Below are 22,336 nucleotides of genomic sequence, written 5' to 3' on the forward strand. Positions count from 1 at the left end.
AGGATTGCTCTTTAGTGAGAGGGAATGGTATGTAATAGAAAGTGATATGAAGGATGTGATTTAGAGTGGAATTATATTCTTTGCTTCAATCATTTGTAAATTACGCTAATGGTCAATATCATTTAGAGCCGCTTTTAAGACAAGGAGAAAAAACTGTTAATTTCCGCTTTGGAGATGAAAGTTGTTCGTTACAAATTTCAAGAGATTATATAGAACTGTTGAAAGAAGAAAGAGGAACGGAGCAAATCGTTTGTGTAGATGAAGAAGATGTAAAACAATTGGTGAATGGCAATGTACGATTGCAAACGTTAATGAACGATGGACGTATACAATATTCGGGAACGTATCGAACGATGTTATTAATTGAATCGATGTTTCATATATGTAAACCGATGTCAGTGGGCGCTTAAAATTCTGAAGTTTCGTTTTTTACAAAAATTTCTGTTGACATGGTGTGTGGATATTGATACAATTCAATTCATAAAATATAGACAATTTCATAAATTACAAATCAGACGAAAATGTAATCTGATTTCTCTTATCAAGAGAGGTGGAGGGACTGTGCCCTGTGAAGCCCGGCAACCGTCAACTTATGTTGAAATGGTGCCAATTCCTGCAAAGCAAATGCTTTGAGAGATGAGAGAGAGGGATAATGTTGTTATATACGCATATAAACCTTTCTGCTTCTCTAAAGCGGAAAGGTTTTTTTGTTGTTTGAATGTGGAGGACATTCAAATAATAAAAGTAATGATAACGGTGGGCTATACGCATCAAAAATAAAAAATTGCGGAGTCGACCTAAACAAAAAAGGGGTGATACACCATGATTCTATTAGAGAATGTAAAGAAAATATATAAAGCAAAAAGCGGTGATGTCACTGCTGTAGATAATGCCAATTTAAAAATAGAGAAAGGTGAAATATTTGGTATTATCGGATATAGTGGCGCTGGAAAAAGTTCTTTAATTCGATTATTCAATCAGTTGGAGAAACCAACTTCAGGTCAAATTACAATTGCGAATCGCGTCATTTCAGCGATTACAGGAAGCGAACTTCGTAAGGCAAGACAAGAGATCGGAATGATTTTTCAACACTTCAACTTACTTTGGTCACGAACTGTACGTGAAAATATTGAGTTCCCACTTGAAATTGCAGGTGTTGATAAGGCGAAGAGAAGAAAACGCGTTGATGAGCTAATTCATCTTGTTGGATTAGAAGGAAGAGGAGACGCGTACCCATCTCAGCTGAGCGGAGGACAAAAGCAACGCGTTGGGATTGCAAGAGCGTTAGCTAACAATCCGCAAGTACTTTTATGTGATGAAGCAACGTCAGCTCTTGATCCAGAAACGACAGATCAAATTTTAGATCTATTATTAGATATTAATAAACGTCTCGGTTTAACGATTGTACTCATTACACACGAGATGCACGTAATTCGAAAGATTTGTAATCGCGTTGCGGTAATGGAGAAAGGAAAGATTGTAGAAACAGGTCCAGTACTTGATGTGTTCCGTAATCCGCAGCAAGACATTACGAAACGATTTGTACAGCAGTTAACGGATTCTGAAGATACAAATGAAACGATTGAAAGTTTAATTGAGAAATATCCAGATGGTAAAGTAGTTCGTTTGCAGTTTATCGGTGAAGCGGTAGAAAGACCAGTGCTTCAAAGATTGATGCAACGCAGTGATATAGAAGTTAGCATTTTGCAAGGAAATATTGCACAAACGAATAACGGCTCTTACGGTAGTTTAGTTGTTCATTTAAATGGTGAGGAAACAGCGATTCAGCAAGCAATAGAGGGAATACATCAAGATCAAGTAGAGCTGGAGGTGATTGCACATGGATAAATTACTCACAAATGTTGATTGGAATCAAATGTTAGAAGCAACGGGTGAAACGTTATATATGACGGCAATCGCAGCTCTTGCCACATTTGTTTTAGGACTCATTTTAGGATTGTTACTCTTTATGACAGCGAAAGATAATTTATGGGAAAACAAAGCGGTTAACACGGCGATTGGAGCGTTCGTAAACATTTTCCGCTCGATACCGTTCATTATTTTAATCATTTTATTAATCCCATTCACAAAGATTCTGCTTGGAACAATTCTTGGAGCGAGTGCAGCACTTCCAGCTTTAATTATTGGAGCGGCACCGTTTTACGCGAGAATGGTTGAAATCGCCCTTCGTGAAATTGATAAAGGTGTAATTGAAGCTTCAAAAGCGATGGGAGCAAAAACAAGCACAATTATTTTGAAGGTGTTAATTCCAGAATCGTTACCAGCATTAGTATCTGGTATTACGGTTACGACAATTGCTTTAGTAGGCTATACAGCAATGGCGGGAGTTGTTGGTGCTGGTGGCCTTGGAACACTTGCTTATTTAGAAGGATTCCAACGAGGAAATAACGACGTAACAATCGTTGCGACAATTTGTGTATTACTAGTTGTATTTTTCATTCAATGGATTGGTGATCGTGTAACGACTCGAATAGATAAACGATAATAAAAAACGGGAGGATGTTTCAAATGAAAAAATTATTACTGACAGCACTGATTTCAACTTCAATTTTTGGGTTAGCTGCTTGTGGCGGGAAAGATAACGATGAAAAGAAACTAGTTGTTGGTGCTTCTAACGTACCGCACGCTGAAATTTTAGAAAAGGCAAAACCGTTACTTGAGAAAAAAGGAATTGAGTTAGAAGTGAAAAAATTCCAAGACTACGTATTACCAAATAAATCGTTAGCGGATAAGGATTTAGATGCAAACTACTTCCAGCACATTCCGTATTTAGAAAAAGAAATGAAAGATAAAAAATATGATTTTGAAGTAGCAGGAAAAATTCATTTAGAACCGATTGGTGTATATTCTCAAAAATATAAGAGCTTAAAAGAACTTCCAGACGGAGCGACAATTATTATGAGTAATTCAGTTGCTGATCATGGACGTGGTTTAGCAATTTTACAAAAAGAAGGCATTTTAAAAATTAAAGATGGGGTGGATCCAGTTAAAGCAACTCCAAAAGATATTGCGGATAACCCGAAAAACTTGAAATTCAAAACAGATATTGAGCCTGGTTTATTACCACAGGTGTATAACAATAAAGAAGGCGACGCGGTTTTAATTAACTCGAACTATGCAATTGATGCGAAGTTAAACCCAGAAAAAGATGCAATTGCAATTGAAAGTAATGATTCACCATACGCAAACGTAGTAGCTGTTCGTAAAGGCGATAAAGATAAGAAAGAGATTAAAGCTCTTGTAGAAGTATTACATTCTAAAGAAATCGAAGACTTCATTAATAAAGAATATAAAGGGGCAGTTGTTCCTGTAAAAGAATAATTGCTGTAAAAGGGCTGGTGTATGCCAGCCTTTTTTATAACTACATAATTATACGGGAGAAGGGGACATCATATGAAAAAGATTCTATTGTCAGTTGTTACAGCGTTGTCTGTATTTACATTAGCTGCTTGCGGAGGGAAAGAGGAGAATAAGCTTGTTGTGGGAGCTTCTAACGTACCGCACGCTGTTATTTTAGAAAAGGCACAGCCGATATTAGAGAAAAAGGGAATTAAATTAGAAATTAAAAAATTCCAAGATTATGTGTTGCCAAATAAAGCGTTAGCGGATAAGGAAATTGATGCGAACTACTTCCAACACATTCCTTATTTAGATAAAGAAATCCAAGAAAAAGGATATAAAATTGTAAACGCGGGAAAAATTCATTTAGAGCCAATGGGTATTTATTCGAAGAAGTATAAAAGCTTAAAAGACTTACCAGATGGTGGGACAGTGATTATGAGTAATAACGTAGCGGAGCGTGGCCGTATGCTAGCATTGTTACAAAAAGGCGGCGTTATTAAACTCAAAGACGGAGTAGATGTTGTGAAAGTAACAGTAAAAGATGTTGTAGAAAATCCGAAAAACTTAAAGTTTAAAACAGATGTAGAGCCTGGTCTTTCACCGAAGTTATATGAAAATAATGAAGGTGATGCATTATTTATTAATTCAAACTATGCAATTGACGCAAAATTAAATCCAACAAAGGATGCGATTGCGATTGAAGGATCAGACTCTCCGTATGCAAATATTATTGCAGTTCGTAAAGGTGACGAGAAGAAAAAAGAAATTAAGGAGTTAGTAGAAGTACTGCATTCAAAAGAAATTCAAGATTTTATTAATAAAGAATATAAGGGTGCTGTACTTCCGGTAAGTGAATAAATATAAGGAAAGGGCTGGGAATTTACCAGTCCTTTTTTCTTTATATAAATAAGAAGAAAGGTGTATCATATAAGGATGCAAGTGAAATACTTATATACATTTGTGAAAAAATTGTTACTTTTTTTCATCGTTTGCGATATCATTTTATTTGATATAAAATTAGAATGAGAATAAAATGAGAATATGAACGTTTTAGGAATTTTTAAAATGTATATATAGGATTAATGGAGGTATTGAGATGGCTGGTTCTACATTAACGGTTAAAGACTTACACGTATCAATTGATGGCAAAGAAATTTTAAAAGGTGTAAACCTTGAAGTAAAAGGTGGAGAAATCCACGCAATTATGGGACCTAACGGAACAGGTAAATCAACTTTATCTTCTGCAATTATGGGTCACCCAAAATATGAAGTAACAGAAGGTAGCATCATCATCGACGGTGAAGATGTATTAGAAATGGAAGTAGATGAGCGCGCACAAGCAGGTCTATTCCTAGCAATGCAATATCCAAGTGAAATTAGCGGAGTAACAAACGCTGACTTCTTACGTTCTGCAATTAACGCACGTCGTGAAGAAGGCGATGAAATTTCTCTTATGAAATTTATCCGTAAATTAGATAAAAATATGGAATTCCTAGAAATGGATCCAGAAATGGCACAACGTTACTTAAACGAAGGTTTCTCTGGCGGTGAGAAAAAACGTAACGAAATTCTTCAATTAATGATGATTGAGCCAAAAATCGCAATCTTAGACGAAATTGACTCAGGTCTTGATATCGATGCATTAAAAGTTGTATCTAAAGGTATTAACGAAATGCGCGGCGAAGACTTCGGTTGCCTAATGATTACGCATTACCAACGTTTATTAAACTACATCACTCCAGACTTCGTTCACGTTATGATGAACGGTCGTATCGTTAAATCTGGTGGACCTGAGCTTGCACAACGTCTAGAAGCTGAAGGTTACGACTGGATTAAAAAAGAATTAGGTATTGAAGACGAAACAACAGAGCAAGAAGCGTAAGAGAGGAGCATAAACATGACAATCGGTACATTACCTTTCGATCAAGAAACAATCCGTCAACGCGCAAGCGAAGTAAACGAAGCAGCTTGGTTGACTGAGTTCCGCTTACAAGCTCTTGCACAAGCAACTGAACTTCCAATGCCAACTCCTGATAAAACGAAAATTGACAAATGGGACTTTATCGGAAAAGGCGACGCTGCTAAGCAAGAGCCTGTAAGTTCTTTAACAGAGCTTCCAGAAGCAGTGAAAAACTTAATCGATGAAAATAACAGTGTATTAGTGCAACGTACTGGTACAACTGCATTCGTTTCTTTAGCAGACGAAGCAAAAGAAAAAGGTGTTATTTTCACAGACATCGTAACAGCTGCAACTGAGCATGCTGAACTAGTACAAAAGTACTTAATGAAAGACGGCGTGAAGGTAGACGAGCATCGTCTAACTGCACTTCATGCTGCATTAATCAACGGTGGTGCATTCGTATATGTTCCGAAAAACGTTGTTCTTGAAACTCCACTTCAAGCTGTATTCTTAGTAGACGGCGAAGAAGCTAACGTATATAACCATGTATTATTCGTAGCTGATGCGAACAGTACTGCAACTTATGTAGAAAACTACGTTGCAAATGAAAATGCTAAAGGTATTGCAAATATCGTAGCAGAAGTAATCGTGGAACAAGGCGCACAAGTAAAATTCGGTGCGGTTGATCTATTAGCAAAAGACGTAACAACTTACGTTAACCGCCGCGGTATTGTTGGACGCGACGGCCGCGTTGATTGGGCTCTAGGCCTTATGAATGACGGAAACACAATTTCAGAGAACGTTACAAACTTAATGGGCGACGGTTCATATGCTGATACGAAAACAGTAACAATTGGCCGTGGTAACCAAACACAAAACTTTACAACTAAAGTTGTTCACTTCGGTAAACACTCTGAAGGTTGGATTTTAAAACACGGTGTACAAAAAGATAGTGCAACATCTATCTTTAACGGAATTGGTAAGATTGAACACGGTGCATCTAAGTCAAATGCACAACAATCTTCTCGCGTTCTTATGTTAGATGAGAAAGCACGCGGTGATGCAAACCCAATTCTTTTAATTGACGAAGATGATGTTATGGCAGGTCACGCAGCTTCAGTAGGTCGCGTAGATCCAACTCAACTATACTACTTAATGAGCCGTGGTATTCCAAAACGCGAAGCAGAACGTTTAGTCATCCATGGATTCTTAGCACCTGTAGTTAATGAGCTTCCAATTGAAGGAGTAAAGGCACAGCTTGTTGAGGTAATTGAAAGGAAAGTTCGCTAATGAATATTCATGAAATACGCAAACAGTTTCCAATTCTTGATCAAAAAGTGAACGGCAAACAACTTGTTTATTTCGATAGTGCAGCAACTTCTCAAAAACCAATTCAAGTCATTGAAACGTTAGAACGTTACTATAAAGAATATAACTCTAACGTGCATCGCGGTGTTCATACGCTCGGTACGAAAGCTACCGACGCGTATGAAGGTGCACGCGAGAAAGTTCGCAAGTTTATTAATGCGAAATCCATGGAAGAGATTATTTTCACGCGCGGAACGACAACTGCATTAAATACAGTAGCGGCTAGCTATGGTCTTGAAAATGTAAAAGAAGGCGATGAAATCGTTATTTCTTACATGGAGCACCATAGTAACATCATTCCGTGGCAGCAAGTTGCGAAGAAAACTGGTGCAACTTTAAAATATCTTCCGCTTCAACCAGATGGGACAATTTCAATAGAAGATGCTCGTCAAACAATTACACCGAATACCAAAATCGTTTCTATCATGTATGTTTCTAACGTACTTGGAACGATTAACCCTGTAAAAGAAATCGGAGCAATCGCGCACGAAAATGGCGCAATTATGGTCGTTGACGGTGCACAAAGTACACCTCATATGAAAGTGGATGTACAAGATTTAAACTGTGATTTCTACGCATTATCTGCTCATAAGATGTGCGGCCCTACAGGTATCGGCGTATTATATGGTAAGAAAGAATTGCTAAACAATATGGAGCCAATTGAATTTGGCGGTGAAATGATTGATTTCGTAGATTTACAAGAATCTACTTGGAAAGAGCTTCCGTGGAAGTTCGAAGCAGGTACGCCGATTATCGGTAATGCAATCGGACTTGGTGCGGCAATTGATTTCCTAGAAGAAATCGGTCTTGATAATATTGAAAAGCATGAGCATGAATTAGCGCAATACGCTTTAGAAAGACTATCAGAAGTAGATGGCGTTACAATTTATGGTCCAAAGCATCGCGCTGGTCTTGTTACATTTAATATTGAAGACGTACATCCTCATGATGTAGCGACAGTATTAGATGTAGAAGGTATTGCGGTTCGCGCAGGACATCACTGTGCACAACCGCTTATGAAGTGGCTGAAAGCTTCTTCAACAGCACGTGCAAGCTTCTATTTATATAATACAAAAGAAGAAATTGATACATTTGTTGAATCGCTAATCAAGACAAAGGAGTATTTCACAAATGTCATTTAATAATTTAGATACGTTATATCGTCAAGTTATTATGGATCATTATAAGAATCCTCGTAACCATGGCGTGTTAGAAGATAGTGTTACAGTTAACTTGAACAATCCAACTTGCGGCGATCGTATTCAACTTACGATGAAAGTAGAAGAAGGTATTGTGCAAGAAGCGAAGTTTGAAGGAGAAGGATGTTCTATCTCAATGTCTTCAGCTTCAATGATGACACAAGCAGTAAAAGGTAAGAAAATTGAAGAGGCACTTCAGCTTTCTAAAATTTTCTCTGACATGATGCTAGGAAAAGAGTACGATGACAGCATCGATTTAGGAGATATTGAAGCATTACAAGGCGTATGCAAGTTCCCTGCACGTATTAAATGTGCAACATTAGCGTGGAAAGCGTTAGAAAAGGGCTTAAACGAAGATAAGTAATGTTAAAGGTTCCTAAAAACGAGGTTATCTAAGGAGGGACACACCAACATGGCGAAGCAACTGCCAGATATCGGCGATTATAAATATGGTTTCAAAGACAAAGACGTTTCGATTTTCCGTGCTGGACGCGGTTTAACAAAAGAGATCGTTGAAGAGATTTCACGTATGAAAGAAGAACCACAGTGGATGTTAGACTTCCGTTTAAAATCACTGGATAAGTTCTATGAAATGCCAATGCCACAATGGGGCGGCGACTTAAACGACTTAGATTTCGATGAAATTACGTACTACGTAAAACCATCTGAGAAATCTGAGAAGTCTTGGGATGAAGTACCTGATGAAATTAAAGCGACATTTGATAAATTAGGTATTCCAGAAGCTGAGCAAAAGTATTTAGCTGGTGTATCTGCACAGTACGAATCTGAAGTTGTATACCACAACATGAAAGAAGACCTAGAAGCTCTAGGAATCGTCTTCAAAGATACAGATAGCGCATTAAAAGAGAACGAAGATATTTTCCGTGAGCATTTCGGAAAAGTAATCCCACCAACAGACAACAAATTCGCAGCATTAAACTCTGCAGTTTGGTCTGGTGGATCATTCATCTACGTTCCAAAAGGTGTGAAAGTTGATACACCACTTCAAGCGTATTTCCGTATTAACTCTGAAAATATGGGACAATTCGAGCGTACGCTTATCATCGTAGACGAAGGCGCACACGTACACTACGTAGAAGGTTGTACAGCACCTGTTTATACAACTAACTCACTTCACAGTGCGGTAGTAGAAATCATCATTAAGAAAGATGCATATTGCCGTTATACAACAATCCAAAACTGGGCGAACAACGTATACAACCTAGTTACAAAACGTGCGGTTTGTGAAGAAAACGCAACGATGGAATGGATTGACGGTAACATCGGATCTAAATTAACGATGAAATACCCAGCAGTTATCTTAAAAGGCGAAGGCGCTCGTGGTTTAACATTATCTATCGCGATTGCTGGTAAAGGCCAACACCAAGATGCTGGTGCGAAAATGATTCACTTAGCACCAAACACGTCTTCAACAATCGTTTCTAAATCGATTGCGAAGCATGGTGGTAAAGTAACTTACCGTGGTATCGTACACTTCGGACCAAAAGCGAAAAACTCTCGCTCTAACATCGAGTGTGACACGTTAATCATGGATAACCAATCTACATCTGATACAATTCCTTACAACGAAATCAAAAATGATTACGTTTCACTTGAGCACGAAGCGAAAGTATCGAAAGTATCAGAAGAACAATTATTCTACCTAATGAGCCGCGGTATTTCTGAGCAAGAAGCTACAGAAATGATCGTAATGGGCTTCATCGAGCCATTCACTCGCGAACTTCCAATGGAATACGCAGTTGAAATGAACCGCCTAATCAAGTTTGAGATGGAAGGTTCTATTGGTTAAATAGAAATGCGGAGCCGACTGTTCAGACCCGTTGGCTAAGGTTCTTTCGCACAGAAGATGCTTTTTATCTTCTCGTGCGGAAGGTTCTTAGACATGAGGGTCTAGGAGGCGAAGCTGGACATATTTAAAGTGGAGGCGGCTCGTCCAGAATGTGAGGGGGATGGAGCTTCTGATGTAGAGGCGCTTTTTGCCTCATAGGAAGAAGTGAAGCCACCGAACATTCTAGCCGCTGGAACTGGATAATATATAAAGAAAGCGCTCTGCTGTGCAGGGCGCTTTTTTTATTGTGTGAGCTGGGCTTGGGGTGGGATTAGCCGAGATACCCAGGTGGGTTTCTGGCTAAATATATCAGCGATTTTTCAAATATATCGACGATAACTCCGAATATATCAGCGATTCTTTCAATATATCGACGATTCGACAAGGAATATCGACTTATCAACAAATTACGACATAGCAGAGCGGGCGTATACCCCTCAATATTTAGATGATATGCATGAAGTGGCCGAATGGAAGTAGTTGAGGCTAAGATACTGACAAACCCCACAAGGAAATCCACCAAACTCCTCGTAAAACCACTCAACAAACTTTCTGACAAATCCCCCCTCCCGTTCTATCAATGAATCCAACAACTAAAAAAGAAAGTTTCTCATATGAAAAAGGGCAATCTTTTGCTTTTTCTCACAATGCGAGTACAATGTAAAATAGCAAGAAAAGACGAAAAGTATTTACAGGATTATTGCGTGCGCATAGCGTAAATGGCAGTAAGGAACTGAGAGGAGGTTTTTTCTCTGAATATAAATAAAGAAACAATTATCCACCTTTATCATACAAACGATATACATAGTCATTTTGAAAATTGGCCGCAAATTTCTCGGTTTGTACAAGGAGAGAAAAAGCGAAGACAGGAAGCGGGAGAGACCGTTTTGACTGTAGATATTGGCGATCATGTGGATCGTTTTCATAGTATTTCGGAAGCGACGAATGGGCTTGGCAATACGAAACTTTTAAATGAGGCTTTATATGATTATGTAACGATCGGAAATAATGAAGGAATTACGTTAGCGAAGGAGCATTTGAATCGTCTATATGATGATGCTGGATTTGAGGTGCTTGTCGCAAATTTATTTGAAAAAGAAGGGGTACGTCCAGAGTGGGCAAAGCCTTATAAATTACATACAACGACAGATGGGATTACGATTGCTTTTATCGGATTAACGGTTGCGTATCCAGAGTTTTATCAAATGTTAGATTGGCATATTGAAGATCCAATCGAGCATTTAGAGTCTATTTTAGAAGAAGTGAGAGATGAGGCTCATATAACGGTTGTCCTTTCTCACCTTGGAAAAAGCATGGATGAGCATATGGCGGAGCAGTATGATATAGATGTTATTTTAGGGGCACATACGCATCATTTATTTGAGCGTGGTGTTCTTATGAATCATACGTTACTTTGTTGTTGTGAAAAGTGGGGACGTTACGTTGGGCACGTTCAGCTTACTGTGGATAAAGAGACGAAGAAGCTGTTGAAAAAGGATGGTAGAGCGATTAAGACTGAACGTTTAGGTGCTTATAACAAACCATTATCCACAATTGAAGCGCTGCAGGAAGAAAGTAAACATATTATGGAAGAGCCTGTCGTTCATTTAAAGGAATCATTACCGGTTGATTGGTTTCATGAGACAGCATTTTCGCACATGTTAGCAAATGCGCTGAAAAACTGGTGCGATGCAGAAATTGGCATGGTAAACGCCGGTGTACTTCTTGAAGGATTAGAAGAAGGCGTTGTGACGCGCGGAGATATTCACAGAATTTGTCCACATCCAATTAATCCATGCCTATTAAAAGTGCCGGGGAAAACGTTAAGAGAAGTGATCTTGAAAGCACGTCGCCCGAATATGGAGAACCTTGAGGTAAAAGGGTTTGGATTTCGGGGGAAAGTAATGGGGAAAATGATTTACGCTGGTGTAGAAGTCATTCCAGATACGATTCCCGGGAATAAAATTTTACTCGAAGATGTATTAATTAACGGAGAATCGCTTGAGTTAGATCGTATATATACAGTAGGAACGATTGATATGTTTACATTTGGGTACTTATACCCAGAGCTATCCACACTTTCTAACAAACAATATTATATGCCAGAACTACTTAGGGATGTGTTAGCAGACATGTTAATAACTTATACATCTTCTGTCAAACTATAGGCTAGTTAACTTGTAACACTCATTTTTCTCTTGTCATACAGATAAGAAAGAGAGGAGTGTGAACTATGGTTAATGTAGAGCCGATTATAATCGATAATTATACGTTTATTGCGGTTAGCGTCAAACTTCCAAAGACAAATTTGCTAGCTGTAATGAGCGATAAAGGATATATTATGTGCGGTGCATTAGATGTAGGTCTTTTAAATGAGAAGTTAGGAGATCGTGGTATTATTGCTGGTCGCGCGGTTGGTGTAAGAACGATTGAACAACTTCTTGAAGCACCGCTAGAATCAGTAACGATTGAAGCCGAATCGTTAGGTATTACGGCTGGCACAATCGGAAAAGAAGCATTATTAAAAATGAGATAAGCATATATCGTCCCTCCTTCTTGCATAGAAATGATATAAGAAGGAGGTTTTTTTATGAGTATATTTCGTTCGAAAAATTCGCGGTTTCGAAGGGGACCTATTTCCTTTCGGCACATACTGCTTATGTCGTGTATTCTTTTTGTCATATTACTCGTGCAAGGATTATGGATTGTGAATAGCAGCATTCAGCCGACGTTAATGAAATATGGAGAAGTAGAGACACATAAAATGGCGACAGCGGTTATGACGAAGGCGGTAAAAGATAGAATTGATGAGGGATTCGATGTCGATTCATTAATGAAAGTACAAAATGATAAAAACGGGAAAGTATCCACAATTAATTTAAATACGAAGCAAGTAAATGAAATCGTAACGTCAACGACCACATACATAGAAAAGTATTTACAGCAAGTAGAACAAGGGAATTTGAAGGGACTAGATATTTCTGAAAAAAATGGGGCAACGATGGCAGTTCCGTTTGGCCGTGTAACAAATAATGCGCTTCTTGGAAATATCGGACCCGATATTCCAATTGATTTCACGACGATTGGTCATGTAAATACGGATATTAAACAAAAAATTGAGCCGCACGGAATCAATACGACAGCGATTCAAATTATTATGGAGATGGAAGTTACGTTGCAAGTCATTATTCCATTTCATACGAAAGAAATAAAAGTGAAACAAAATGTTCCAATTGCGACGCGCATCGTTCAAGGGGAAGTGCCTACTTATTACGGAAGCGGAAGTGTTGTTGTACCTGATAAAAAGAAAACGGATAGTTAGCCATAAATAAAAAATAACCGTAGCAATGTGCTACGGTTATCGTTTTGTATTTGCGCGTTCTTTTCGCTCCCAAAGACTTAAGTGCATGTAGGGGTCGAAAGCCCATTCTGTATAACCATTGTCTTTATACATGCCGAAATGTAGGTGAGGCGGGAATTTTCCAGCTGTGCCGGGAGGACCGTAACCGGTGCTACCAACAAATCCGATTACTTTTCCGGGTTCGACAATTTGTCCAAGCTGTATCTCTTTTGAGAACCCGCCTAAGTGAGCGTAATAATGATAATTGTTATGAAGGTCACGAATACCGATGCGCCATCCGCCAAGGCGGTTCCAGCCTTTTGTTTCAATAATGCCATAGCAAGTGGATCTTACTGGTACGCCATAGCCTGCGAATATATCGGTTCCTTCATGAACTCTTCTTCCCCCAAAACTTCTTCCAGCGCCAAAAGTACTACGGTAGCTATGGTCACTACGAATCGGAAGAGGGAACGCATTTCCTTCTAAATTAATACGTCCGTAATGTTTATAAATTTGGGCGTATTCGGTAATTAAATCAACTGTTTTTGCACGTCTATAATATTCCCAGAGCATGATTTTAATACGTTCTTCTGACGCTCCTTGTTTCTTTAAAATCGTTGCTGCTGTATGCAAAAGATCACGGTCGTTATTTGCATTTGCAAATCCATCTTTGTCACCATCTAAACCTAACCCGCCAAATAGAGCAATTGTGTGGGGGAGAGTGTCGTTACCATTAACAGGTCCAGCCCATATTTCTGGTTTGAAATAAAGGGAAATGATGGCATCTGGTTTTTTCGGAATATCTTTTCTTACGCTCCGTATATTTCTTTCGTATTGATCCATTGCAGCTAAGTAATACCACGGAATGCCTGAAGATTGCTCGGTTTCTTTATATAGTGCCATGCGCTTTTCGTATATGCTTTGCTGATTATCTTCACCGTAAGCGATGTTTTGGTGGAGAAGAAAGCAAATCGAAAGCAAAAGAGAAATTTTTCGAAGCATGAAATAGACTCCTTTCACATCATCACTCTTTTTAGTGTGGGATATACGGAGTATTTCATTATAGGGAACGATTGGAAAAAATCTTAGAATCTTCATTTGAGCAAATCGCTTTCATACGTTAGAATAGATATGTTACATTGAAAGAAGCGAACACGGTAAACTATTTCATATTGTGCGGAGTTGATAACCATGACAAAACAAACAGAATATAAGCGCAAGCCCGAATGGTTGAAAATTAAGTTAAACACGAATGAAAACTATACAGGCTTAAAGAAAATGATGCGTTCTAAAAATCTTCATACAGTTTGTGAGGAAGCAAAATGTCCGAATATTCATGAATGCTGGGCTGTAAGAAAAACAGCAACATTTATGATTTTAGGTGCGGTTTGTACACGTGCTTGTCGTTTTTGTGCGGTTAAAACAGGCTTACCAACTGAGCTTGATTTACAAGAGCCAGAACGCGTAGCAGATTCTGTAGTACAAATGGGCTTAAAGCACGTTGTTATAACAGCGGTTGCACGTGATGATTTAAAAGATGGTGGAGCAGCTGTTTTTGCTGAAACAGTACGCGCTGTACGTCGTAAAAATCCATTTACGTCAATCGAGGTATTACCATCTGATATGGGTGGAGTAGAAGAAAACTTAAAAATGTTAATGGATGCAAAACCAGATATTTTAAACCATAACATTGAAACAGTACGTCGATTATCTGACCGAGTTCGCGCTAGAGCAAAATATGATCGTTCATTAGAGTTTTTACGTCGAGCAAAAGAAATGCAGCCTGATATTCCAACTAAATCGAGCATTATGGTGGGCTTAGGTGAAACGAGAGAAGATTTAATTGAAGCAATGGATGACTTACGTGCAAACAATGTGGATATTTTAACTCTTGGACAATACCTACAACCATCTAAGAAGCATTTACCAGTTCTTAAATATTACCCACCAGCGGAATTTGCAGAGCTAAAAGAAATTGCACTTAGCAAAGGCTTTAGCCACTGTGAAGCTGGCCCACTTGTGCGTTCTTCTTACCATGCGGACGAGCAAGTTCGTTCTGCAAAAGAAAACACAGCAGAAGCAAAATAATGAAAAAAGGGAGCTAATGATTAGCTCTCTTTTTGTTTGTACTCCAAAACAGTATTTGGGCATGTTAATAAAATCTTTTTTAATTCTTCTGTGGATAATTCAATTGTAAATTCAGGTACACCAGGTGTAATTAAAATTTTATCGTACGTATAAATAGCGTTATCCACAATAATTGTTACATCGTGTGAATACCCGAAAGGAGCTACACATCCTGGCGTACAACCAGTTTTGTCTCGCAGTTCATCAGCGGAACAGAGAGATAAGCGTTCTCCTGTTAGTTCTTTCATCTCTCCGCGGTTAAGCCTTGTGCCCTCTAACGTGAAAAATACGTAATAATCTCCAGCCTTTGATTTTAAAAATAAGCTTTTACTTGGAGTACCTTGTAAGCCAAGCCTCTCGCGTACGATCCGATCTGTCTCATAATCGAGTACCGGTTCGTGTTCGAATTTTTCATAAGAAACATTTGTTTTATGTAGTAAAGCAAGTACATCTTCGTACATATGGAGTGATACCCCTTTCTATTATTGGTACAGTTTCTTCTCGTGGCGTCAACTGAATGTGTTGGAAAGAGATATTACTTGGACGGTGCTTTCCATAATCGTTTTAGGCTACATTGTTCATCAATTGTAATTTCGTACATATCAGGATTCGTTAAAGCTCTCCATTCATGAAAGCCGATCGTATGATCAAAGTGCTTTAAAATGAGCGTAAGTAAGTTTCCATGTGTAACGAGTAATATTGTAGTATGGTTTAATTTTAAAACGTCTTCGATAAGCGATATAACACGGTCCGTTGCTTGTTTCGTTGACTCTCCGCCTGAAAAGGCAATATCTATATTTGTAAAAGTAGATTCTAGTTTTTGCATCCAATCGTCCATTGAAACGTCGCTTAATATGCGTTCAGCTAATCGTTCATCTTCTTGGATAGACAAATTAGCTTGGAGTGCATAGGGCCGAATAGAATCGATAGCTCGCACAAATGGGCTTGAAATAATATGATCTATTTGTAGTTGGTTTTCTAAAAGGAATGTGGCAAGGGTGTTTGCTTGTTTTTTTCCATCGGTCGTTAATTCGGCATGACGTTCTTGTCCAGCGGCTGAACAATGTCGTATGACAATGATTTTCTTCATAATTCATCCCCATCTTTCAAGTTGACGCTATATACTTCGACAAATGCGGAAAAAATTCCTTTTTATTGGAAACGGCATATTGATTTATAGATGTGGAAAAGTAATGTGGATAATGAAAATTGAGGTGCCAGTATGAAAAAAATGATATGTCTCGTATTCATGATTTGTTTTCTTACGCAAATGTCCACAACATATGCACAATCCAATCAAAAGTTAGATTATCCAAGTAATCGAAATAAGTCATTTGTGAGCGAAGATGTGTTTTACGAACAGTTAGATAAGAAAATGTATAAAGAATACAATAATGCAGCGTATAGTGTTCGAAAAAAGATTTTATTTAAAGAAGTACCCGACGAAGAAAATTCCTTTTTACAAAAAACAGCCGCGGGTTGTCGGGGGGAAGTAGTGCTTCAAGATTCTTTTATTCACCCTGATCGCCAAGTTTATTTTTTCGCTTCCTTTTCTCAAAATGAAGTAGAAGAGTTACACAAGTACATCGTTATAGATGCAGAAACAAAGAAGGAGCTACAAAGCGGTAAAAGTTATCATCGCTATGATAATCTTTATAAAAAATAACCCACCAACAGGCGGGTTATTTTTACTTTGGCACACTCATTAATTTCTCTTTCATTTTACGAATAAGAATGATAGCGCCAATTGTGAAGAGAAGGGTGATTCCTTCTGCAACAAAGATGTTAATTGTTTTCGTTTGGTAAAGTGCCGCGAAGAAGTCTACAAGTGCGTGGAATAGTATAGCGTACACAAGGAAGATATACTTCTTCTGTTTTACTGCGTATAAAACAAGCATTGTAAAGGCGATTTGCAGCACGAGTGCCATAATTCTTTCTAAGCTGCCAAGGAAGTATAAGTAGGCAGGTTGCTGAATTAACATGTCTTGTAGGCGGCTTAGTTCTGGCATTTTTTCGACCATCTGGGCGAAGCTACCGTTGTTAATTGAATTCGCAAATATAAGTGCTTGGAATGCAGAGAATCCGCCAACTAAAATGGATTCAATTCCGCCGTGACCGATTCCGTAAGCAAAGCCATCTTTATATTCTTGATATTTTTTTAGTAGGAAGAAGAAGGCAACGAAGCGTCCTAATTCTTCAAAAATACCAGCAGTTAGTCCGCCATAAAGTGCGAAAACAAATGGATTTTCTAAAATTGGAGCGATTGCTGGATTACCGCGCATAAATAGGTGGAATGGTGTTTCGAGAATTTGGGTAAATCCGATAAAGATAAGAACACCAACGCCGACCACTTTCCAATTTATATTATATTTTTTACGGAAATAAACGAGTACAATAATTGGGACCAGAATCGAGACAATGAGTTGAAAGATGATGCTGGCAATTACAGTATTTGAAACCATATTTTCACCGCTTTCTAATATATGTACATATCTATTATGCATGAAATATTTTATAAAGAAAATGAATTTACTTATTGACTCTAACGTTGCGTCATACTTTATCGTATGTATTAAGGGGGAGATACACATGGCAATGAAGGTAAAAGAAGTAGCTAATTTAGTTGGAATTAGTGTGCGCACACTGCATCATTACGATGAAATTGGGTTGTTAACTCCAGATGAGACGACAGAGTCTGGATATCGTCTGTATTCCAATGAAAATTTAGAGACGCTGCAGCAAATTTTATTTTTTAAAGAACTAGGCTTCCCTTTGAAGAAAATTAAAGAAATTATCATGAGTCCATCATTTGACCGGAAAGAGGCATTGCAGCTTCATAAGAAAATGCTTCTTGAAAAGCGGGCTAGGTTAGATAAAGTGATTGCGACGATTGATAAAACAATTCAGCATACAAAAGGAGAGATTGAAATGACGAATAAAGAGAAATTTGAAGGCTTCGATTTCAGCCATAATCCGTACGAAGAAGAAGCGCGTGAAAGATGGGGAGACAGAGCTGTAGATAAAGCGAATGAATATGCGAAAGGTATGTCTAAAGAAAACCAAGAAGAGTTTAATACGATTTACAGAAACTTAGCGGCGCTTAGACACGGGGCACCAGATTCTAAAGAGGCACAAGAAGCAATTGGAGTATGGTACAATTACTTGCAAAAATTCGGTGAATATTCATTAGATGCTTTTAAAGGACTTGGTCAAATGTACGTCGCTGATGAGCGCTTTACGAAAAATATCGATAAGTTTGGTGAAGGATTAGCTCAGTTTATGTGTGATGCGATGGAGGTTTACGCAAATCGTAAGAAATAGTAAAAAATAAAGAAGATGGAGGTTTTCTCCACCTTCTTTATTTTTTTATCATATCATTTAAAGTCTGATCCCCCCTGTATTGTTCAAATGAGGATTTTTACTCATTTCACGTTTTAACATATCGAGGCTTTGCGTATATTCTGTATCATTTAATGCGCCAGATTGAAGCCCTTGAATTTGAGAAATCAACTTTTGGTCTGTTGATACATATGCTTTATAATAGCGAGGGACGATGGACAAAGCAGCTCTATATACTTGATCCGCTACGAGTTTCGGATCCGTTGTGTTTGCACGGTATACAACAAATACTTCATCGTCTGTAACGAGCGTAGCAGCGTTTGTAACGTCAGGAAGTTTGACTGTCATGCTTGTAATCATTTCAGCAACTTTCTCACGGTTAATGGCTCCTACTTGTTTATTAGATACTTCATGCTTTTGTTTAGATGAATAGCCGACTCTCGTTAATCGTGTATTTGTATTTTCCGTATGATACATGTCATTTTTGTTGGAAACAAGAACACGACTTCCTTCTTCACGTTCCATTTCGGCTTTATTCGTTGGTTGGCAGCCTGCGAATAAGGAAAGAGTGAGGAGAGAAAGTATAATTTGTTTTTTCACGATGTATCACCTCCTTCTCCATAGCATGCACTAATTTTCAATTTTTTGTATTTGAAATTGTTGGTTGGTATGCTTTGTGATACGATAAAAAGAAGAATGCTTAGAGAGGAAGTTAATGATGGAGCAAAAGCAGGAGATTCATGCTACGGTGAGCATTAATAATGTGCAGTACGAAGTAATTAAAAACTTTCGTGACGGTTTTAGTGAAGAAGCATTTAAAGAGCGCTATGCAGAAATTTTAAATAAATATGATTACATCGTTGGGGACTGGGGTTATGAGCAACTTAGATTGCGCGGATTCTTTGATGATAGTAACCAGCGTGCGACATATGATACGAAAATTAGTACGTTATCGGAGTATTTATACGAGTACTGTAACTTTGGTTGTGCACACTTCGTATTACGAAAAGTGAAGAAATAAAAAAATCCTCTTACAATTGTAAGAGGATTTTTTGCATATTCTCATTTATAAACAAATCGAGATACGATCGCCTTCAGAAAGTATTGTATTTGGTTTCATTTGTTGTCCGTTCAATTGAATATCCCCGTTTTTAATTTTATCCACAATGCGTGTACGGCTCCAGTCGGAAATATATGTGGATAATGCTTTATCCATCCGGTGAGAACCGAAAACAAGGTCTAATACAATCGTAATTTCAGCTATACCACTTTCTTTATGCTGTGTAATGGAAATGGTAGTAGTAGTTGCTTCTATTTGATCTTCCTGCGTCATATCGACTGTTTCAACGTGGTCAGTATATGATTTATAAATATGCAATTTTTGATTCCACGTATGATCTTTCGGACATTTATAAATGGCAAAGCGGTATATGTTTTTTCCGTTGGCGTTATGCCTACGAATATTTGTGTCGGTAAATAGGGTAGTGCGTCTGCAATTTTTACAATACTTTTCGATTGTGTTTTGCTCGTTTTCATATAAACTCCAAGAAAGTTGTACTTTCTGCATTTTCCTTCACCTCTTATAGTAGTGGTAAAGGAACGTAATACAGCTATTTGGATGTCTTGTAGTATGAAGACATGAGAAAAAGACAAAAATAAAAGGAGGTTCCCGTAAAGAGGAACCTCCGTAAACATCATACTACAGATGCAATACGTTCCTTTGTAATGGGAATGGGCAGACTACTCCCTTGAAAAAGCGTGGTGCTTTTTTGAGAGTAATGCTATCCAATTGCTGGTCCATTACAAAGTAAATGTTGGCATACGTAGATAACGTCCTTTCTATCCAAATAGATTTATTTTTCATTATAACATAGAAGTTTGAAAATTCGAAACTCTTGTGACGAAAAAACACCAGCTAAAAGGCTGGTGTTTGAGATAAATTATATAAGTTCAAATAAAAATGAGCGTAGTTCTTCTGCAATTTCTTCAGTCATAGAAAATGCGTGCTCTAAGTAGCCTGGTTCGTTTAAATCGTCAGTGCCGATGATTGCAAATTTATTACGCTGCATATCAAGGACAATTGTTTTACCGTAATGACGATCGGAGTATAGTAGCGCTAAATCATGACGCTCATTTTCTCCCATAAAGCTAACGAAACGAGTTTTTGTAGCGACAGTGTCGTCATACAGAAAGAAACGTTCTTCCATACACATGGCTCCTTTTATTAAATATCTAAGTTTAAGTGTGGCTTATGATCTAAATGGTGATGCGTTTTAATGAATCGTACCGTTCTTGTTTTGTAACGCATTACGATAGAGTATGTTTCAGCTAAATCTCCGCCTAGGAATTTCACGCCGTCTAATAACTCACCAGCAGATACACCAGTTGCTGAGAAGATTGCATCATCACCAGATACTAAATCGTCTAACATAAGAAGTTGACGAGGATCTTCTAATCCCATTTCACGACAACGAGCTTCTTCTTCTTCGTTCATTGGAACTAAGCGAGCTTGCATTTCACCTTCAAGGCATTTTAATGCTGCTGCAGAAATAACGCCTTCTGGAGCTCCGCCAATACCTACGAATAAGTCGATACCTGTTCCAGGTAGTGCTGTTGCGATTGACGCACCAACATCACCGTCACCAAATAATTTTACGCGTGCACCTTTTGCACGAACACGATCAATAATATCTTGATGACGTTCACGTTCTTGAACGATAACTGTTAGATCGCGAATCTTTTTATTGTTAGCTTCCGCTACAATTTCAATTGTTTTTTCAATTGGATCATCTAAGCTAATTTTACCAGCTGCTTTTGGACCAACCGCGATTTTTTCCATGTACATATCAGGAGCATGAAGAAGGTTTCCTTTATCTGCGATTGCGATAACTGCCATTGCATTTGCAAGACCTTTTGCAACGATGTTTGTACCTTCTAATGGGTCAACGGCGATATCTACTTCTGGACCGTTACCTGTTCCTAGTTCTTCACCAATATATAACATCGGTGCTTCATCAAGTTCTCCTTCACCAATTACAACTGTACCTGCCATGTTTACTGAATCGAACATATCACGCATTGCTGTAGTTGCTGCATCATCTGCTTCATTTTTCTTTCCGCGGCCCATCCACTGTGCGGATGCTAATGCTGCTGCTTCTGTTACACGGACAATTTCTAGTGCGAGTTCACGTTCCAAGATTCCATTCCTCCAATTTCAAAAATCATACAAATATAACTATAACAAATTACGGGGAAAAGGTGAATTCGAAAAATTGTCGATTTTTTCAGAAGAAAGCGTTACAATTAAAATGTAAATGCTTTAATTTCCAGGTAGGTGACATTCATGTATTTTGTAGACAGAAAGAAAATAGAACAAATGCTAGTATGTTTAGAACGAGCAACAAGTACATTTCAAGAGAAAAAGATATATGAAACCGAGTTTGAATTTTACGCATTAGAACGCATAGCGCATCTAATGATTGATTCTGTATTAGATGTAGGGAATGCGATGATTGATGGATTTATTATGCGCGATCCAGGAAGCTATGAAGATATTATTGATATTTTAATGGACGAGCGAGTGATAAGTGCAGAAGAAGGACAAGGAATGAAAGAAGTGATTCTTCTTCGAAAAATGCTTACGCAAGATTATATTCAAATGAATCATGATGAATTATATAAGACGATTCAAAAACATATTGCGGTGGTAGGGAAATACCCAGCAAATATTCGCAGTTATTTAGAAAAGGAATTAGGACCTGTATCTGCATTTGTACCAGAATAATTATGCTTATAAGATCCCCAGAGAATGCCTTTTGGGGGTCTTATATTGTATGTGAGGGAGAAGGGTG

Annotated in this window: 25 protein-coding genes, 1 pseudogene and 1 riboswitch; of the genes and pseudogenes, 18 read left to right on the plus strand and 8 right to left on the minus strand. The window is 38.1% G+C overall.

Annotated elements, in window-relative coordinates; all coding sequences use genetic code 11:
- Window positions 1-65: 65 nt before the first annotated feature.
- The 13 genes from BAQ46_RS16040 to yunB all read left to right on the plus strand — a co-directional run bounded on the left by BAQ46_RS16040 (window position 66) and on the right by yunB (window position 13,001).
- The gene (locus BAQ46_RS16040) at window positions 66-410 is read left to right on the plus strand and encodes a hypothetical protein (protein WP_000424933.1); all 345 of its coding nucleotides are present in this window, start codon (window positions 66-68) and stop codon (window positions 408-410) included.
- Between the two features lie 125 nt (window positions 411-535).
- A riboswitch (SAM riboswitch) is annotated at window positions 536-643 on the plus strand.
- Window positions 644-822: 179 nt separating this feature from the next.
- Entirely contained in the window at window positions 823-1,848 is a 1,026-nt protein-coding gene (locus tag BAQ46_RS16045; protein WP_071742156.1) for a methionine ABC transporter ATP-binding protein, read from the plus strand.
- The gene (locus BAQ46_RS16050) at window positions 1,841-2,506 is read left to right on the plus strand and encodes a methionine ABC transporter permease (protein ID WP_000359556.1); all 666 of its coding nucleotides are present in this window, start codon (window positions 1,841-1,843) and stop codon (window positions 2,504-2,506) included. Before BAQ46_RS16045 ends, BAQ46_RS16050 begins: the two co-directional genes overlap by 8 nt.
- A gap of 23 nt (window positions 2,507-2,529) precedes the next feature.
- Window positions 2,530-3,342: a methionine ABC transporter substrate-binding lipoprotein MetQ gene (metQ, locus tag BAQ46_RS16055; protein ID WP_000735115.1), complete on the plus strand. Its 813-nt coding sequence runs from the start codon at window positions 2,530-2,532 to the stop codon at window positions 3,340-3,342.
- A gap of 72 nt (window positions 3,343-3,414) precedes the next feature.
- Entirely contained in the window at window positions 3,415-4,221 is an 807-nt protein-coding gene (metQ, locus tag BAQ46_RS16060; protein ID WP_071742157.1) for a methionine ABC transporter substrate-binding lipoprotein MetQ, read from the plus strand.
- A 238-nt stretch (window positions 4,222-4,459) separates the two neighbouring features.
- Window positions 4,460-5,245: a Fe-S cluster assembly ATPase SufC gene (sufC, locus tag BAQ46_RS16065; protein WP_000929157.1), complete on the plus strand. Its 786-nt coding sequence runs from the start codon at window positions 4,460-4,462 to the stop codon at window positions 5,243-5,245.
- A gap of 15 nt (window positions 5,246-5,260) precedes the next feature.
- Window positions 5,261-6,553, plus strand: a complete 1,293-nt coding sequence (gene sufD, locus BAQ46_RS16070; protein ID WP_000152165.1) for a Fe-S cluster assembly protein SufD — start codon at window positions 5,261-5,263, stop codon at window positions 6,551-6,553.
- Window positions 6,553-7,773, plus strand: coding sequence for a cysteine desulfurase SufS (gene sufS, locus BAQ46_RS16075; protein ID WP_001020761.1), 1,221 nt, complete (start codon window positions 6,553-6,555; stop codon window positions 7,771-7,773). Before sufD ends, sufS begins: the two co-directional genes overlap by 1 nt.
- Window positions 7,763-8,194 carry a Fe-S cluster assembly sulfur transfer protein SufU gene (gene sufU / locus BAQ46_RS16080; protein WP_000009523.1) on the plus strand — a complete coding sequence of 144 codons (432 nt, stop codon included), beginning with the start codon at window positions 7,763-7,765 and terminating at the stop codon, window positions 8,192-8,194. Before sufS ends, sufU begins: the two co-directional genes overlap by 11 nt.
- Before the next feature lie 48 nt (window positions 8,195-8,242).
- Entirely contained in the window at window positions 8,243-9,640 is a 1,398-nt protein-coding gene (gene sufB / locus BAQ46_RS16085; protein WP_001118823.1) for a Fe-S cluster assembly protein SufB, read from the plus strand.
- Between the two features lie 815 nt (window positions 9,641-10,455).
- Entirely contained in the window at window positions 10,456-11,847 is a 1,392-nt protein-coding gene (locus BAQ46_RS16090) for a bifunctional metallophosphatase/5'-nucleotidase (protein ID WP_071742158.1), read from the plus strand.
- A 65-nt stretch (window positions 11,848-11,912) separates the two neighbouring features.
- Window positions 11,913-12,215: a YunC family protein gene (locus BAQ46_RS16095; RefSeq protein ID WP_000248464.1), complete on the plus strand. Its 303-nt coding sequence runs from the start codon at window positions 11,913-11,915 to the stop codon at window positions 12,213-12,215.
- Window positions 12,216-12,269: 54 nt separating this feature from the next.
- Window positions 12,270-13,001, plus strand: a complete 732-nt coding sequence (gene yunB, locus BAQ46_RS16100; protein ID WP_071742159.1) for a sporulation protein YunB — start codon at window positions 12,270-12,272, stop codon at window positions 12,999-13,001.
- 36 nt (window positions 13,002-13,037) lie between these two features.
- Here yunB and BAQ46_RS16105 read toward each other — a convergent pair whose 3' ends face one another.
- On the minus strand, window positions 13,038-14,021 hold the full coding sequence (locus tag BAQ46_RS16105) for a M23 family metallopeptidase (RefSeq protein WP_071742160.1): 984 nt from the start codon (window positions 14,019-14,021) through the stop codon (window positions 13,038-13,040).
- Window positions 14,022-14,210: 189 nt separating this feature from the next.
- Between BAQ46_RS16105 and lipA the strand changes: the two genes are divergently transcribed.
- Window positions 14,211-15,107 (plus strand): lipoyl synthase, encoded by an 897-nt coding sequence (gene lipA, locus BAQ46_RS16110; protein ID WP_000166370.1) that lies wholly within the window; start codon window positions 14,211-14,213, stop codon window positions 15,105-15,107.
- A 20-nt stretch (window positions 15,108-15,127) separates the two neighbouring features.
- On the opposite strand, the gene BAQ46_RS16115 is transcribed toward lipA, so the two are convergent.
- Window positions 15,128-15,607, minus strand: coding sequence for a YbaK/EbsC family protein (locus BAQ46_RS16115; RefSeq protein WP_061131755.1), 480 nt, complete (start codon window positions 15,605-15,607; stop codon window positions 15,128-15,130).
- Window positions 15,608-15,681: 74 nt separating this feature from the next.
- A complete protein-coding gene (locus BAQ46_RS16120; RefSeq protein ID WP_071742161.1) occupies window positions 15,682-16,236 on the minus strand; it encodes a histidine phosphatase family protein in 555 nt (184 codons plus the stop codon).
- 132 nt (window positions 16,237-16,368) lie between these two features.
- Here BAQ46_RS16120 and BAQ46_RS16125 point away from each other — a divergent pair, with 132 nt between their 5' ends.
- Window positions 16,369-16,812 (plus strand): hypothetical protein, encoded by a 444-nt coding sequence (locus BAQ46_RS16125; RefSeq protein WP_071742162.1) that lies wholly within the window; start codon window positions 16,369-16,371, stop codon window positions 16,810-16,812.
- A 22-nt stretch (window positions 16,813-16,834) separates the two neighbouring features.
- Here BAQ46_RS16125 and BAQ46_RS16130 read toward each other — a convergent pair whose 3' ends face one another.
- Window positions 16,835-17,650, minus strand: coding sequence for a YhfC family intramembrane metalloprotease (locus tag BAQ46_RS16130; protein WP_002163480.1), 816 nt, complete (start codon window positions 17,648-17,650; stop codon window positions 16,835-16,837).
- An 85-nt stretch (window positions 17,651-17,735) separates the two neighbouring features.
- On the opposite strand from BAQ46_RS16130, the gene BAQ46_RS16135 reads away from it, so the two are divergent.
- On the plus strand, window positions 17,736-18,467 hold the full coding sequence (locus BAQ46_RS16135; RefSeq protein WP_071742163.1) for a MerR family transcriptional regulator: 732 nt from the start codon (window positions 17,736-17,738) through the stop codon (window positions 18,465-18,467).
- Window positions 18,468-18,504: 37 nt separating this feature from the next.
- Here the strand turns inward: BAQ46_RS16135 and BAQ46_RS16140 are convergent.
- A pseudogene (locus BAQ46_RS16140) lies at window positions 18,505-19,085 on the minus strand (YhcN/YlaJ family sporulation lipoprotein).
- Between the two features lie 118 nt (window positions 19,086-19,203).
- Between BAQ46_RS16140 and BAQ46_RS16145 the strand changes: the two are divergent.
- A complete protein-coding gene (locus tag BAQ46_RS16145) occupies window positions 19,204-19,506 on the plus strand; it encodes a YutD family protein (RefSeq protein WP_000435941.1) in 303 nt (100 codons plus the stop codon).
- Window positions 19,507-19,551: 45 nt separating this feature from the next.
- Here BAQ46_RS16145 and BAQ46_RS16150 read toward each other — a convergent pair whose 3' ends face one another.
- From BAQ46_RS16150 to glpX, 3 genes are all read right to left on the minus strand, one after another.
- Complete coding sequence (locus BAQ46_RS16150) at window positions 19,552-20,052, minus strand: hypothetical protein (protein WP_061131751.1); 501 nt, start codon at window positions 20,050-20,052, stop codon at window positions 19,552-19,554.
- Window positions 20,053-20,425: 373 nt separating this feature from the next.
- Entirely contained in the window at window positions 20,426-20,692 is a 267-nt protein-coding gene (locus tag BAQ46_RS16160) for a DUF3055 domain-containing protein (protein ID WP_000392610.1), read from the minus strand.
- Window positions 20,693-20,709: 17 nt separating this feature from the next.
- The gene (gene glpX / locus BAQ46_RS16165) at window positions 20,710-21,681 is read right to left on the minus strand and encodes a class II fructose-bisphosphatase (protein ID WP_000439090.1); all 972 of its coding nucleotides are present in this window, start codon (window positions 21,679-21,681) and stop codon (window positions 20,710-20,712) included.
- Between the two features lie 147 nt (window positions 21,682-21,828).
- Here glpX and BAQ46_RS16170 point away from each other — a divergent pair, with 147 nt between their 5' ends.
- The gene (locus tag BAQ46_RS16170) at window positions 21,829-22,269 is read left to right on the plus strand and encodes a DUF86 domain-containing protein (RefSeq protein ID WP_000274014.1); all 441 of its coding nucleotides are present in this window, start codon (window positions 21,829-21,831) and stop codon (window positions 22,267-22,269) included.
- Window positions 22,270-22,336 lie beyond the last annotated feature (67 nt).

It is taken from the genome of Bacillus paranthracis (genome assembly GCF_001883995.1).
GTDB classification, from domain to species: domain Bacteria; phylum Bacillota; class Bacilli; order Bacillales; family Bacillaceae_G; genus Bacillus_A; species Bacillus_A paranthracis.

Coding starts and splice junctions, on each gene's coding strand:
- BAQ46_RS16160 (WP_000392610.1), bottom strand. CDS start 20,692: ATGGAAGAACGTTTCTTTCTGTATGACGACACTGTCGCTACAAAAACT.
- BAQ46_RS16115 (WP_061131755.1), bottom strand. CDS start 15,607: ATGTACGAAGATGTACTTGCTTTACTACATAAAACAAATGTTTCTTAT.
- sufS (WP_001020761.1), top strand. CDS start 6,553: ATGAATATTCATGAAATACGCAAACAGTTTCCAATTCTTGATCAAAAA.
- BAQ46_RS16135 (WP_071742163.1), top strand. CDS start 17,736: ATGGCAATGAAGGTAAAAGAAGTAGCTAATTTAGTTGGAATTAGTGTG.
- metQ (WP_071742157.1), top strand. CDS start 3,415: ATGAAAAAGATTCTATTGTCAGTTGTTACAGCGTTGTCTGTATTTACA.
- BAQ46_RS16130 (WP_002163480.1), bottom strand. CDS start 17,650: ATGCATAATAGATATGTACATATATTAGAAAGCGGTGAAAATATGGTT.
- sufU (WP_000009523.1), top strand. CDS start 7,763: ATGTCATTTAATAATTTAGATACGTTATATCGTCAAGTTATTATGGAT.
- yunB (WP_071742159.1), top strand. CDS start 12,270: ATGAGTATATTTCGTTCGAAAAATTCGCGGTTTCGAAGGGGACCTATT.
- BAQ46_RS16120 (WP_071742161.1), bottom strand. CDS start 16,236: ATGAAGAAAATCATTGTCATACGACATTGTTCAGCCGCTGGACAAGAA.
- BAQ46_RS16095 (WP_000248464.1), top strand. CDS start 11,913: ATGGTTAATGTAGAGCCGATTATAATCGATAATTATACGTTTATTGCG.
- lipA (WP_000166370.1), top strand. CDS start 14,211: ATGACAAAACAAACAGAATATAAGCGCAAGCCCGAATGGTTGAAAATT.
- sufD (WP_000152165.1), top strand. CDS start 5,261: ATGACAATCGGTACATTACCTTTCGATCAAGAAACAATCCGTCAACGC.
- sufB (WP_001118823.1), top strand. CDS start 8,243: ATGGCGAAGCAACTGCCAGATATCGGCGATTATAAATATGGTTTCAAA.
- BAQ46_RS16105 (WP_071742160.1), bottom strand. CDS start 14,021: ATGCTTCGAAAAATTTCTCTTTTGCTTTCGATTTGCTTTCTTCTCCAC.
- BAQ46_RS16125 (WP_071742162.1), top strand. CDS start 16,369: ATGAAAAAAATGATATGTCTCGTATTCATGATTTGTTTTCTTACGCAA.
- BAQ46_RS16150 (WP_061131751.1), bottom strand. CDS start 20,052: ATGCAGAAAGTACAACTTTCTTGGAGTTTATATGAAAACGAGCAAAAC.
- sufC (WP_000929157.1), top strand. CDS start 4,460: ATGGCTGGTTCTACATTAACGGTTAAAGACTTACACGTATCAATTGAT.
- BAQ46_RS16050 (WP_000359556.1), top strand. CDS start 1,841: ATGGATAAATTACTCACAAATGTTGATTGGAATCAAATGTTAGAAGCA.
- metQ (WP_000735115.1), top strand. CDS start 2,530: ATGAAAAAATTATTACTGACAGCACTGATTTCAACTTCAATTTTTGGG.
- BAQ46_RS16145 (WP_000435941.1), top strand. CDS start 19,204: ATGGAGCAAAAGCAGGAGATTCATGCTACGGTGAGCATTAATAATGTG.
- BAQ46_RS16170 (WP_000274014.1), top strand. CDS start 21,829: ATGTATTTTGTAGACAGAAAGAAAATAGAACAAATGCTAGTATGTTTA.
- BAQ46_RS16045 (WP_071742156.1), top strand. CDS start 823: ATGATTCTATTAGAGAATGTAAAGAAAATATATAAAGCAAAAAGCGGT.